The sequence below is a fragment of the bacterium genome, from assembly GCA_019695335.1.
Classification (GTDB): Bacteria; CLD3; CLD3; order SB21; family SB21; genus JABWBZ01.
In genome coordinates, this window is sequence record JAIBAF010000050.1 from 1 (window position 1) to 12,923 (window position 12,923).

The following is a 12,923-nucleotide window of genomic DNA, read 5'->3' on the forward strand; positions in this document are numbered from 1 at the left end:
CTGTAGAAGCATCGGTTTTTTCGTCGCGATATTTGATGATGATTGGCGTATACAAGGATAACTGATTTTCGCGCGCAAATATATTAGAATTGATCGGCCTCGATCCGGCCACAACGACGGCGCCTTCCGGAATGATCAAAGGTTGCTCTTTGGTTTTGCGATAGACGGAATTATTGACTAAATCGTATACCGGCGTGCCGCCGGTCAAAATCACGCCGGCTCCAATCACGGCACGTTGTTTGACAATCGTACCCTCGTAGATTCCGCAATTACCTCCGATCATGACATCATCTTCGATAATGACCGGCATCGCTCCGACCGGTTCCAGTACGCCGCCAATTTGTGCCGCGGCGCTGAGATGAATATTTTTTCCAAGCTGGGCGCACGATCCGACCAACGCGTGCGAATCGATTAACGTTCCCGTATCGACATAGGCGCCAACATTGATGTATGCGGGCGGCATAATGACGGTCTGCGGTGAAACGTAACAGCCGTCACGGATCGAGGTGCCACCGGGTACGACACGCACATTGTCTTTTACTACTAAATTTTTAAGCGGGTAGGTATCTTTATCATAGAATCGGAAACGTCCGTCAATGGACATATCGGAAAGTTTGCCGATTTTGAACCCGATCAAAATTCCTTTTTTTACCCATTCATTTACGTGCCATTGTTCACCTTTCTTTTCGGCGGCGCGGACGTGGCCTTCGTTAAGGGCTTTTTTGAATGCATAAAAAATTTCAATTCCGTCGTTGCTTATAATATTTTCGGCGGACATTGAAAACAGTTTTTCTACCGATAATTGAAGCTCGTGGAAATTCATACAACCTCAGAAGTTCAACATTGCTTGATACATTGAATTATCCTAAAATACACTTCAGGAGATTAACAAGCAACGTTGAGAATGATATGAAGCCATTTTTTTGGATACTGATACTTTTTCAAGTAGGAACAATTCATGCCCAACAAAAATCCGTTATAGCCAGTAACGGAGTCGTCGTTTCCGTCGATGACTATGCAAGCAACGTCGGAGTTCAAGTTCTAAAAAAAGGCGGCAATGCCGTGGATGCAGCCGTTGCTACGGCTTTTGCATTAGCTGTCACCTATCCGATTGCCGGGAATATTGGAGGCGGTGGATTCATGGTAATTCGGCTTGCGAATGGAGAAACCATCGGCATCGATTACCGTGAAATGGCGCCGGCGAAATCGACTTCTAAGATGTTTCTTAATAAAGACGGCTCTGTCGATTCCGTTAAAAGCGAGGTCGGATATCTTGTTGCGGGAGTTCCCGGTACGGTCCGTGGGCTTGAATTGGCTTGGAAAGAGTACGGGAAATTGCCGTGGGCCGATTTGATTCAGCCGGCTATCGATCTTGCTGAAAATGGGTTTGCTATCAATGAAAGGTTTAACAAGGACGTTGCCGAATACGAAGCCGAGTTGAAACTATTTCCCGAAACAAGAAAAACGTTTTTCAAATCTGACGGCAGCCGCTACAAAACAGGAGAAATTTTTGTTCAGAAAAATCTTGCCCAAACTTTGCGCTCCATTTCGCAACAAGGAGCTCTGGCATTTTACGAAGGGGAAATTGCTGAAAAATTAGTCAAAGATTTCGAACGGCACGGCGGGATCTTGACCATGAACGATCTAAAAAATTATCATGCCGTTAAGCGCGAACCATTGAAAGGAGCCTACCGCGGCTACGACATCATCGGCATGCCACCGCCATCGTCGGGAGGATTGACGCTGATCGAAATGCTGAATATTCTGGAATATTTCGAATTGAAAAAAGATAACAAACATTACGAACAGTCGTTACACATTATAACAGAAACGATGCGTCATGCGTTTTTCGACCGTCAACGATGGCAAGGCGATGCGGATTTTGTAAAAGTCCCTTTCGATACGTTAATGTCGGAGGAATATGCTGCAAAAATTTCCAAAATAATTAACCGTGAAAAAGCATCATCCAGTCTCGAATGGCACCGGAAGTTTGTTGAAGAAAACGAGCAAACGACCCATTTTTCCATTATCGATAAAGATGGTAATGCCGTATCGAATACCTATACCATTGAAGATGCCTTTGGCTCAAAAGCTATTGCAACGGATTTAGGATTTCTACTGAACAATGAAATGCATGATTTTAATATAGAGCCCGATCAGCCCAATTATGCCGGCGGTTATGGCGGTAATCCTAATGTCATCCAACCGAAAAAACGTATGCTGAGTTCTATGTGTCCGGTGATCGTACTTAAAGACGGCAAGCCGTTTCTTATAACCGGTTCACCCGGTGGGCGCCGAATCATCAACTCAGTTTTGCAAGTCATTATCGGAGTTATCGATTTTGATTTATCGCTTCGGGAAGCTGTCGACCATCGCCGAATCAGTCACAACTGGCTGCCGGATCAGTTGTGGGTGGAACAGGGAATGGATACAGCGATTGTCAAAAATTTACAAAAACGTGGTCATACGATCGTGTGGAAAAAATTTATCGGTGATACTCATTCGATCCTGGTTGATCCGTTATCGGGCCAATATTATGGAGAAGCCGATACGCGCCGAAATGGGGCCGCGATAGGTTATTAGGCTGTTCGAGGAATGTTAAAAATTAGTTAAAAAAAGCTTGATTTAGAGCCACCGAATAAAATATATTACCGCACATATCTGGTTTTTGGCACATCTTGACTCGATTCCCTTAGACCTGATCCCTGTTTTATTTACTTTTTCATGTACCATGTAAAAGAGGAAAGTCAATGAAAGTACTTATTTCATTACTATTTATATGTTTTACCGGGCAAATTTTTGCCCAAGAAGCGGTTGATGTTGATGAGAAGACGCATGTCGAAATGATTCTCAAAAGCTTATCGTATGACAATAAATTAACCGGCGGAACTGTTCTGGTTGTTTCCAGAAGGTCAAGTAACCAAAATTTGGCCAATGTTGTTAAAAACCTTTCTGGCAAATCGGTAAAAAAATATCCCATTGAATTGTTTGAATTAGCCTATAATGAAGAGGCGTTGAATTCATTGATGGCTAATAACATTGGCATTAACTTAATCTATTTGTGTAACGACCTTTCTACCGATCAGTTGGCTTTCATCAGTAAGATTTGCGATCAACATAAAATTCTCAGCGCTACCGGCGTGTCGAAATTTGTTATGGATGGATATGCCTGTCTTTCAGTGATCAACGAGAACAGCAAACCCAAGCTGATTTTTAATATGGGTAAAATGAAGCAGGAAGAACGTCAGTTTTCTGCGTCGTACTTGAAGGTGTGTAAATTGATCGAGACCAATAATTGATCAATACAAAATTTTGCAAATTAAAAAAGCTGTCACACTGTGGCAGCTTTTTTTATGGTCTATCTTCTGAAGATCCATAGGATCAACGACAAAATAACGCTGATCAATAGACTGGTCGCAATTGGAAAATAAAATGACCAGTTTTCTTTTTTGATGTGAATATCGCCGGGTAACCGGCCTAACCAGGGGATTTTATCGGAGAGCATCAGCGCGATTCCGATTGCAATAATCAGAATGCCGATGCCAATGAGTGTTTTTCCTATAAAATTGAAATCGTCGGGCATGTGAAAACGCATTCGCTACAATTTTTCCACAACTCTTTTCATAATCAGCGTCATCTTGGGTTCGGCTTCGCCGGCAGTTTTGATGATTTTTTGAATATCGACCGGTTTTAACGAATCGGGAAAACATTCATCGGTAACGATGGAGAATCCTAACGAAGGAATCCCCATGTGCGTGGCGACGATGACTTCCGGTACCGTGGACATACCGACGACGTCGGCGCCGATAAAGCGGAGAAAACGGTATTCCGCGCGCGTTTCAAGATTCGGTCCCATCACAGCAACGTATACGCCTTTTTGGACTTTGATTTTTTCTTCCAGCGCAATGTGTTCTGCAAGCGCGATCAATTTTTGTGAATAAGGTTCGCTCATATCGGGAAATCGCGGGCCGAGAGTATCTTCGTTTTTGCCACGTAACGGATTATCGCCGAGCAAATTTATATGATCGTCCATGATCATGATATCGCCGGGTTGATATTGGGGATTCATGCCGCCGCAGGCATTGGAAACCAAAAGAGTCTTGATACCTAGAAATTTCATCACACGTACCGGAAATGTGATTTGCTGCATCGTATACCCTTCGTAGAAATGGAAACGTCCCTGCATCGCGACAACATTTTTTCCGCCTAATTTGCCGAAAATCAATTTGCCGGCATGACTTTCTACCGTTGAAACCGGAAAGTGGGGAATTTCCTGATACGGAATTTCTTTTTCGATCTGAATGTCTTTCACCAAAGCGCCTAAGCCGGTGCCGAGGATAATTCCGACAGACGGTTCGGTTTTGGTTTTTGTACGGATAAATTGGACGGACTCATTAATCGATTGCAGCAAAGAACTCATGCATTACTCCGGTTTGTGTTTTTTCTTTTCAAGTTCAGAATGAATTTCATTGATCAGGTCTTCGGCCTTTTTTGAAGCATCGTCGCCGAGCATCTCACGCAAATCGGCTTTGCGGAACATTGACGTTGCATTGCGGTTAAGTTTTTCTAAGTCTTCCAACACTTTTTTCTTTTTTTCTTCCAATTCTTCGCCGGATCGATTAAGCGATTCGATCGCATTGGCCAATTCGTCCGGAATGTCGTCAATTTGAATACCTGAAAGAAATTCGCGGATACCGTCGTTTGCAGCCTGCTCCGTATTCGTTTTTTTAGATATAGCAAGACTATTAATGTCAATTTCTTCCGTAGAAGTCGATGGTTTTTTGGTCAATGATTCTTCGGTATGTGTAGGGAGAATTGTAGCCGATGATTGGCTTGATTCATCAGCTTTCTCATCAACAATTTCCAGAACAGCCAATTGCGATAATAAATATTCTTTTAATTGTTTTGCTGTTTTGGCTTTCTGTTCTTTCAAATATTTCAGATCATTTTCAATAGCGGCTGCTTTCTGACGAGCGGTTTCCAGGATTTTTGACGCTTCGGTTTGAGCGTTTTGCAAAGCCACTTCGGTGTCAATTTTAGCGTCCATCATGCGATCAACTTTAGCCAGATCGTTTTTGTATTCTCGGATAGTTTTTTCCTGTTCCGTGATCAGCTGGCGCAATTTTTCGATATCTTCGGTGGATTGTTTGATTCGCTGATGCAGAGATTTATTTTCGCGCTCGAGCTCGGAATAATTCTCGGCTACCACTTCAAGAAAAGCGGTTACTTCTTCGACGCTGTAACCGCGCATAGAGCGGCGAAATTCCTGGTGAGTAATATCTTCGGGAGTAAGTTTCAAGTTTTTTCCTCCAGTTTGGGGGCGGCCGATCCGCGTTTTCGTTTGCCGAAAATGGCGGTGCCGATCCGTATAAATGTGGCGCCTTCTTCGATGGCTGTTTCAAAATCGTGCGTCATGCCCATCGAGAGTTCCCGCATCTCAACATTGGGGATTTTTTGATCGGCTATAAAATCGCGTAATTCCCGCAACCGTTTAAAAAACGACCGTACTTTCTCAGGATCATTGGATGTCGACGCCGTCAAAGCGCCAATGGTCATCAGGCCGGTGATTTTTACGTTTTTAAATTCAGCCACTTGTTTGACCAGTTTAAGAGTTTCATCCGGATCAATGCCGTATTTACTTTTCTCTCGGGATGTATTCACCTGTATCAATACCGGCATGACGCGGTCCCGGGTATAAGCGCGTTTGTCAATTTCAGTTGCAAGACGGATGGAATCGACGGAATGAATCGTGTCAAAAATTTCAACAGCTTGCCGGACCTTATTGGTTTGAAGGTGTCCGATCAGGTGGCGTGTAATTGGACCGGTAACCTTGGACGGATCAATGTGAGGAAATTTTTCTTTTGCTTCTTGAACTTTATTTTCTCCGAAGTGCGTCAAACCGGTAGCGAAAGCCTCATGGAGGTATTCCACGGGATGGGTCTTGGTTACAGCAATGATTCGAATATCATCCGGCTTTCGACCGCACCGTACCGCCGCTTCGGTTACACGACGCCGCAATTCGTCAACGCGCTCCGAAATAGTGAGTTCTTTTTTTAATTCAGGCATACAAATTCCTTAAATTCAGATGAAATTTAAACTTCCAGCGAGCGGCCAAAACCGTAACGAAGGCGGGCCTCAGGATCGGTTTCCAGTTTGATGCGCTGAATTCCGGCAATGGCTTTTTGTAAATACGTCCGGATAATGTTGTCACCGATGTAAATGATCGAAAGGATCATTTTTTCGTGCGCAAAATCAAAACCAACGCTGCTGAAAGTAATTTTTTTGATATATTTGCTCAACGGTTGATTATTTTCAAGAGCCACTAATTTTTCCGACAAAGTCTGGGTGATAAAAAACCGCTGATTGAAAAGGAGATAGGGTTCACCCGGTTTTGAAAAACGGAATTCGCCTTCTTCAATGGCTTCACTCAACCGGTGTGCGCCGTCAGTGATAACGGTTGAAATGCCGCTTCCGTCAGTTGTGAAAATTTTCGGCGAACCGTTTTTATCGGATAAAACCAGGCCAATACAATTGTAATCCTGTATCAGTTTTTTGAAAAATAATTCAATGGCGACGTGTGGAACTTCGCTCCGATGCCGGCGTGATTCGAAAATGTCGATGATCCGCAGGATGTCTTCGCGGGTTTTCCGGGTGGCGCACTTCAGATTAATATTGTGACAGCCGTCATTGATGCAGGCTTCGATTGGTTCCGAACACCCGACGCGTTCTTTGTAATCCATCAGATTTTCCAAACGGTTCCGGATCGTTTTTTCGTCGGCCTTCATATTCAATCGTTCACGGCAGAATTTTACGCCGGCAGCAATCAAGGATGCCAGCAGCCCGTCTAATTGCTCAAAATGAAACGTCTCAAGCAAAATCGGAAATTCTTTCGGAACATGAATGTGGTCAAGAATTGCTTTGATTTCGTGCGGCTTGAATAAAGCAGGATCTAATCCGACTTCCAGCAAGACATCCGGATTGCTAGTCGTTTGACTTGTAACTGTTTCCGGTGCCATTGTACCGATATTGCCGGGTAATTTCACCATAAAAAACCTGCTAGAAGAATGATTTTCGTGAATTTACATCCGATAGGATTCCTGCAATTCGTGACCAATATATTTTCTTGGACTTTCAAAATCAATGAAAATATCCCTCGTGGCTGATTGATGATAAATAAGTATTGCTATAGTACATAGAATTTCTTATTATTTTTTGCATCAAATTCAATAATAATAGTCATTCATATTCCTATACTTTTAGGTAAAAGGGTAAATCTATGCGAAATATTTATGTCCTCATTACCCCTGCTTTGCTGTTCGTTATAGTCTCATCGGCTATGGCGCAATATTCGATCAAAATTGAACCGGATACAATTTTAGCCGGCGAACAGCAAGCTAAAATTACGATCAGTACGGACAAAACGAACTTGAATCTGAATTGTGTCGCGCGTAAAGGAGGCGGCAATTTCAGCGATTTTAAATTAGTATCGACCGGAAGCGGTCAAGTTAACCAGGCGACTTTTGAAACGCCATTTCCGGGCGAAGTTCAAATTGAAGTCTTGGATGGCAAGTTTACCAAAGTTGCCGTAGGAGAAGTGACGGTTGTTGCACCTACCGTTGAAATTATGGAACAGGAGTCGCTGGATCGCTTTGACGGCCATTCCAAAAGTATGCCGCTGATGGTGCGTGTTGTTGATCATCGCGGACAATTTATCAAAACCGCAAAATTGACCTGCAAAATTTCAGAAATCGTTAATAAAAAAGCCGTAGCCAGTACGGCCAAGGTCACCGACTTCGTTTTAAAAGATACACATTATGAAGCGGCCATTACCGGACTGAAGGACGCTTCCTATAAAGTCGAAGTGACCGATCTCAATCATGTCGAGGCGTTTGATAAGGCAGACAATCCGGACAATGCTCATCCCTCAGCGGTCATTGAAGGGTTGAATATTACGATTGAATAATTGTCATTTTTAATACGATAAACCCCGTATTGATCCCTGCTTGCCATGGTAGGAATTAATACGGGGTTTACAATTTTTAAGCTGATGAAAAGAATTTTAATTTACTGCTGGCTGATATTACAGTGGGGGTGTGCCAGCCAGGCCCCGCCAAGCGGCGGACCAGAAGATAAAACCGCGCCCGAAATTGTGACAACCTTGCCGGAACATGATTCTACACGCGTCGGACGTTCGACGGCAATCGCCATTAATTTTTCAGAGCGAATGAACAAACTTTCGACAGAGAAAGCGATTTTTATTTCCCCAACACCGGCAGGGAATCTTGGTTTTTCATGGAGCAAAAATACTTTGTTCGTTACGTTACCGGATTCTTTAAGTGAAAACGTCACATGCGTCGTAACGGTAGGGACGGACGCCAAAGATATTCACGACAATGCTATCAGTAAATCGTATAGTTTTGCTTTTTCCACAGGCGACAGCATTGATCGCGGCGAAATCAGCGGACGGGTTATTTCGGAAACGACTAAAGGTGTTTCAATATGGGCTTACCGGTTACGTCCGACCGGAAGTACCCAAGTTACTGAAGACAGTATGATTTACAAAAAGCGAGCAGATTATATCACGCAAGTCAGCGCCGATGGTGCCTATCATTTATCCTTTCTTGCTCCCGGCCGTTATCGCGTTTTTGCGGTAGCTGATCTGGATGAAGATTTCGTATACAGTACAGCGGCGGATGCGATCGGGATTCCCTCGAAAGATGTTGAACTGACGTCAGGCCAACCAACTTTTGCCGGCATGGATTTCATGATGACAGCGGAGGACAGTAGCCGTTTTGGCCTGCAGTCAGTGACTTCGATCAATCCGAAAACGACGCTGGCCGGATTGACCAAACCATTGTCCAATCGTTATTTTGAGAACCGGGACTCGTTCGATGACGTCAAGAATCATCTTGAATTGATTGACAGCTCTGATGGTAAAATAATTCCAATCAAAGATGCGTATGTGAATACATTGAATAAAATTGAAATTAAGATTCTGACGGAACCTTTAGACGTCCACCACCGGTATACATTGAAAGTGCATACGCTTTATTCGTCAACAGGGGACACATTGACGACCGGTGAACAAACGTTCGATGTGTATCAAAGTGACGCTGTACGGGCGATAATAGAGTTGGTTCAGCCCAAAGAAATAAGTTCGATAGTCTTGCCCAATGATTTTTTTGCTTTTCGATTCGATAAAGGAATGCCGAGAGATCGATTGGAGCAGCAACTAATGTTACTGGATAGTTCCGGCCAGAAAACTTCCGGAACGTTTAAATGGTGGAATTCAAGTTACGTGGAATTTCACCCGTCAAAATTTTTAGAAAGCCAGATGGCGTATCGCTTGGAGCTTAATGCTAATTCTTTACCCGACTGGGAAGGTCTTGTGACGAGCGATACAGCCGTAGTGTTTCCATTTGTTTCGTTCAAAAAGGACAGCCTTGGAATAATTAGCGGACAAATTTTCGATCAGGACTCCACCGAATCGCAGTATATCATTGTTTGCCGGAGCTTGAGCAAAGGGCGAAATTACACCGTGACTTTAGAAAAGGCCGGTGTTTATTCGATCCCGTATATTGTGCCCGGCAAGTATAATATTTTAGGTTATCGCGATGCCGATCATAATGACCAATATTCTTTCGGCAATATCGCACCTATCCGGTTTGCCGAGCGGTTTACGGCGTATGCGGACACGGTTGCCGTCCGGCCAAATTGGGAAACAGCGAATATTCATTTGCGTTTTAAAAAATAGCACAGGAGGATGCCATGAAGGCGATTTATTATCTTTATCAGGAAAACAACGGTAAAAACATCCGGATCGAGGAAGGCCAGGAAGTAACCATCGGCCGGGCTTTCGACAATACCGTCTCGGTGGACGACGCGTCGGTTTCCAGGCACCATGCGGCTATCCGCTGGAAAAAAGGTATGATGTATTTGACGGATATGAACAGTACCAATGGTACATGGGTCAATGGTGAAAAACTGACGGATAGCTATTTTTATGAGCTCAACTACCTCGATGAAGTGAAAATCGGTAATATTGGTTTTAAAATTTTAGATGAAGAATCCGTCATCAGTAAAAATTTCAATGCCGACCGGATGCCAGGTAAGACCATGGTTATCGACGTGGAAAAAATCAAACGTTCAGTTAACAAAAACGATTTCGAAAAAAACGATTAACGCGGGAGAGTTTGGTATGCGCTTTGTGTGCGGTTTGCTGGTTGTGAGTGTAATAGCCGGATGTTCTACTAAAAACGTCACGGTCGACGACCGAACGGTCAAAACCGATTCATCCTCGGTCAAAGAAAAAACGATTACCGAGATGCACCGACCCAAAGCCGATTCCACTAAAATAAATGAGATCAAAAAAGACGAACTTGTCAAAAAAGAAGTCGTTGATATAACAGCATTAAGGCAGCAGGGACTTGAGCTTTACATGCAGGAGAAGTATGAGGAAGCCTACCCGATTTGGCTCAAAATTGCCGAAAATGCCAATGGTCAGAATGAAATTTTAACGGAAGCGCATTACATTTTGGGAAATTTGTTTTTTCATAAAGAGGAATACGGCAAAGCGGAGATTGAATTGAAACAGGCCATCCAGGGGCGACCGGATTTTGTCGATGCCCATCAGGACTTGGGTTTGGTGTTTTTTGTCAAAGGTGATTATGATAAAGCGTTGAAATCGTTTTCGCGAGTGTTGGAAATTCTTCCGGGAGATTCGGAAGCGACGTATTGGGTCAATTACACACGCGGTTCGAAAGCTTTTGAAGAAGGCCTGGAAAATTTTAATCTGAACTGGTTTGATAAATCGATTGAACAATTTAAAGCTGCGCTGACGTATTTGGGTAACGATACGACGATTAATTACAAGTTATACTATTTTTTAGGTAAAGCGTATAGCGAGAAATTGGAATACGATCAGGCGTTAACAGCGCTCAATCAATGTATCGCTATGAAGCCTAATTTGCCCGAAGCCTACACCGAAATAGGAACCATTCACCTGGCCCGCCGAGATTTTAATAAGGCCATTGCCCTTAATGAGCGATCCATCAAAGCCGATCCTAATTATGCTAAAGCGTACAACAATCTCGGATACATCTATTTTACGATGGCCAATAATTTTGCCGTCAACAAGGATAAAAATCAAGCGGATGACTATTATAAAAAATCGGTAGTCTTATTTGAAAAAGCTCTGAGCCTCGATCCCGATATGGGCGGCGCTCAGATCAATATGGATCATGTTAAAAAAATTCTCAGCGGTGAACGTAATGTCGCTGCTTATACTATGCTGCAACAGGCGGTGAAAAATGAAAACAACGCCGAGAAAATCCGCCAATATCAACGCATTATTGCTGAAGATCCTACGTACGACGACGCGTATAATAATCTTGCCGTAGCGTATTTCTATGAAGGCAAAGTCGATTCGGCCTTAAGCGTTTTGGATAAAGCGATCGAGATCAATCCTTATAATCCGCAGGCCCACAACAATATTGGCTATATGCTGGGTACGGCTCATAAATTTGAAGACGCGCTCCGGCATCTTTTTATTGCCATTCAGATCAAACGTGATTATCTTGACGCGTACGTGAATCTCGGCTATGTGTACATGTGGAAGCAGGATTTCGTGAGTGCGCGTAAAATCTGGCTGCAATTACTCAAAATCGATCCGAATAACAAAGAAGCGCGCAAAGGATTCAACGAACTCGAAAAACGCGAACAGATGGCCAAAGCCGGTGAAACGAACACCGTCATCGAAATACACGATGACGCCAGCGACAGCGATTCCAATAAGAACTAAGCCGGAAATTAGTCGATGATCTATGCGGTGATTATGGCCGGCGGTACAGGGACACGGTTCTGGCCGCGCAGCCGTTCAACGACTCCCAAACAATTGCTCAATATTTTTGATCATGAAACCATGATCCAGAAAACGGTTGCCCGCGTTGGAGGATTTGCTTCGCCTGAACGCGTGATGATCGTGACGAATATACAGCAGCATGATGGCGTCAGGAAACAATTGCCGTCATTACCTTCACAAAATATCCTGATCGAGCCGGTCGGACGCAATACGGCGCCGTGTATTGGCTTGGCTGCAATTCATATTTTAAGGAACGATCCTGAAGGTATTATGGCCGTGCTGGCCGCGGACCACCTGATACAACCCAACGAAAAATTTTGTGATACGATAAATTTCGCGGCTGCTGTAGCGGCTGATACAGGCGGGCTTGTAACCATGGGAATGATTCCTACCCGTCCTGAAACAGGTTATGGCTATATTCAGTTTCTGGAAAATGATACAATCCACCTGAACGGACGCGAGGCCTATCGTGTCAAAACATTTGCCGAAAAACCGAATTTCGCAACGGCTCAGCGTTTTCTCGATAGCGGCGATTTTTTGTGGAATAGCGGCATGTTCATCTGGAAGGCTTCGGTTATTCTGGACTTGATTGAAGAATTTTTACCGGACTTACATGACGGATTGATGGAAATACGGGAGACCATCGGAACACCTGCGTATGAAGAAACGTTGAATCGCGTGTATCGCAGTGTCAAAGGGATTTCAATTGACTATGGCGTAATGGAGAAAGCCAAAAATGTTTTTGTTATCAAAGGCGATTTTACATGGAATGACGTCGGCAGTTGGGAAGAGGTCTACCAGCTTTCTCCAAAAGACAGTGCCGGTAACGTTGTGACAGGTAATACGATTGTAATCGATTCGGCCAATTCGCTTGTTCACTCAGGAAACAAAATGATTGCCACAATGGGAGTTCAAAATCTGATCATTGTCGATACCGGCGATGCCGTTTTAATCTGCGATCGTAGCCGTGCGCAAGACGTCAAAAAAATTGTCGAGGAATTACAAAAGAAAGATTTGAAAGAGCTCTTATAAATTTATTGATTGAAGTAATTTTAGATTTTAT

Annotated in this window: 13 protein-coding genes; 7 read left to right on the forward strand and 6 right to left on the reverse strand. The window is 43.6% G+C overall.

All coding sequences use genetic code 11. From position 1 onward, the window contains the following. Positions 1–823 (reverse strand): 2,3,4,5-tetrahydropyridine-2,6-dicarboxylate N-succinyltransferase (locus K1X84_12280; protein MBX7152413.1); only part of this gene is annotated, 823 nt, incomplete at its 3' end. Positions 824–909: 86 nt separating this feature from the next. Here K1X84_12280 and ggt point away from each other — a divergent pair. Together ggt and K1X84_12290 are read left to right on the forward strand one after the other, a co-directional pair. Continuing rightward, the gene (ggt, locus tag K1X84_12285; protein ID MBX7152414.1) at positions 910–2,583 is read left to right on the forward strand and encodes a gamma-glutamyltransferase; all 1,674 of its coding nucleotides are present in this window, start codon (positions 910–912) and stop codon (positions 2,581–2,583) included. A 167-nt stretch (positions 2,584–2,750) separates the two neighbouring features. Continuing rightward, complete coding sequence (locus K1X84_12290) at positions 2,751–3,299, forward strand: YfiR/HmsC family protein (protein MBX7152415.1); 549 nt, start codon at positions 2,751–2,753, stop codon at positions 3,297–3,299. A gap of 59 nt (positions 3,300–3,358) precedes the next feature. On the opposite strand, the gene K1X84_12295 is transcribed toward K1X84_12290, so the two are convergent. The 5 genes from K1X84_12295 to K1X84_12315 are packed head-to-tail and all read right to left on the reverse strand — an operon-like array spanning position 3,359 to position 7,046. Beyond that, a complete protein-coding gene (locus tag K1X84_12295; protein ID MBX7152416.1) occupies positions 3,359–3,583 on the reverse strand; it encodes a DUF2905 domain-containing protein in 225 nt (74 codons plus the stop codon). A 15-nt stretch (positions 3,584–3,598) separates the two neighbouring features. Continuing rightward, a complete protein-coding gene (locus K1X84_12300) occupies positions 3,599–4,420 on the reverse strand; it encodes a purine-nucleoside phosphorylase (GenBank protein ID MBX7152417.1) in 822 nt (273 codons plus the stop codon). A gap of 3 nt (positions 4,421–4,423) precedes the next feature. Then, on the reverse strand, positions 4,424–5,299 hold the full coding sequence (locus K1X84_12305; protein MBX7152418.1) for a DivIVA domain-containing protein: 876 nt from the start codon (positions 5,297–5,299) through the stop codon (positions 4,424–4,426). Further along, on the reverse strand, positions 5,296–6,066 hold the full coding sequence (locus K1X84_12310) for a YggS family pyridoxal phosphate-dependent enzyme (protein ID MBX7152419.1): 771 nt from the start codon (positions 6,064–6,066) through the stop codon (positions 5,296–5,298). The genes K1X84_12305 and K1X84_12310 overlap by 4 nt, the downstream gene beginning before the upstream one ends. A gap of 26 nt (positions 6,067–6,092) precedes the next feature. Continuing rightward, entirely contained in the window at positions 6,093–7,046 is a 954-nt protein-coding gene (locus K1X84_12315) for a hypothetical protein (GenBank protein ID MBX7152420.1), read from the reverse strand. A 230-nt stretch (positions 7,047–7,276) separates the two neighbouring features. Between K1X84_12315 and K1X84_12320 the strand changes: the two genes are divergently transcribed. The 5 genes from K1X84_12320 to K1X84_12340 all read left to right on the forward strand — a co-directional run bounded on the left by K1X84_12320 (position 7,277) and on the right by K1X84_12340 (position 12,892). Then, positions 7,277–7,963 (forward strand): hypothetical protein, encoded by a 687-nt coding sequence (locus tag K1X84_12320; protein ID MBX7152421.1) that lies wholly within the window; start codon positions 7,277–7,279, stop codon positions 7,961–7,963. Positions 7,964–8,047: 84 nt separating this feature from the next. Next, positions 8,048–9,754: an Ig-like domain-containing protein gene (locus K1X84_12325; GenBank protein MBX7152422.1), complete on the forward strand. Its 1,707-nt coding sequence runs from the start codon at positions 8,048–8,050 to the stop codon at positions 9,752–9,754. 14 nt (positions 9,755–9,768) lie between these two features. Next, entirely contained in the window at positions 9,769–10,182 is a 414-nt protein-coding gene (locus tag K1X84_12330) for an FHA domain-containing protein (GenBank protein ID MBX7152423.1), read from the forward strand. A gap of 16 nt (positions 10,183–10,198) precedes the next feature. Further along, positions 10,199–11,800, forward strand: a complete 1,602-nt coding sequence (locus K1X84_12335) for a tetratricopeptide repeat protein (protein MBX7152424.1) — start codon at positions 10,199–10,201, stop codon at positions 11,798–11,800. Between the two features lie 15 nt (positions 11,801–11,815). Further along, entirely contained in the window at positions 11,816–12,892 is a 1,077-nt protein-coding gene (locus tag K1X84_12340) for an NTP transferase domain-containing protein (GenBank protein ID MBX7152425.1), read from the forward strand. Positions 12,893–12,923 lie beyond the last annotated feature (31 nt).

Bases quoted from the DNA above. Each gene is read 5' to 3' on its own strand.
- K1X84_12335 (MBX7152424.1), top strand. From the start codon at position 10,199: ATGCGCTTTGTGTGCGGTTTGCTGGTTGTGAGTGTAATAGCCGGATGT.
- K1X84_12325 (MBX7152422.1), top strand. From the start codon at position 8,048: ATGAAAAGAATTTTAATTTACTGCTGGCTGATATTACAGTGGGGGTGT.
- K1X84_12340 (MBX7152425.1), top strand. From the start codon at position 11,816: ATGATCTATGCGGTGATTATGGCCGGCGGTACAGGGACACGGTTCTGG.
- K1X84_12290 (MBX7152415.1), top strand. From the start codon at position 2,751: ATGAAAGTACTTATTTCATTACTATTTATATGTTTTACCGGGCAAATT.
- K1X84_12295 (MBX7152416.1), bottom strand. From the start codon at position 3,583: ATGCCCGACGATTTCAATTTTATAGGAAAAACACTCATTGGCATCGGC.
- K1X84_12310 (MBX7152419.1), bottom strand. From the start codon at position 6,066: ATGCCTGAATTAAAAAAAGAACTCACTATTTCGGAGCGCGTTGACGAA.
- K1X84_12320 (MBX7152421.1), top strand. From the start codon at position 7,277: ATGCGAAATATTTATGTCCTCATTACCCCTGCTTTGCTGTTCGTTATA.
- K1X84_12315 (MBX7152420.1), bottom strand. From the start codon at position 7,046: ATGGTGAAATTACCCGGCAATATCGGTACAATGGCACCGGAAACAGTT.
- K1X84_12300 (MBX7152417.1), bottom strand. From the start codon at position 4,420: ATGAGTTCTTTGCTGCAATCGATTAATGAGTCCGTCCAATTTATCCGT.
- K1X84_12330 (MBX7152423.1), top strand. From the start codon at position 9,769: ATGAAGGCGATTTATTATCTTTATCAGGAAAACAACGGTAAAAACATC.
- ggt (MBX7152414.1), top strand. From the start codon at position 910: ATGAAGCCATTTTTTTGGATACTGATACTTTTTCAAGTAGGAACAATT.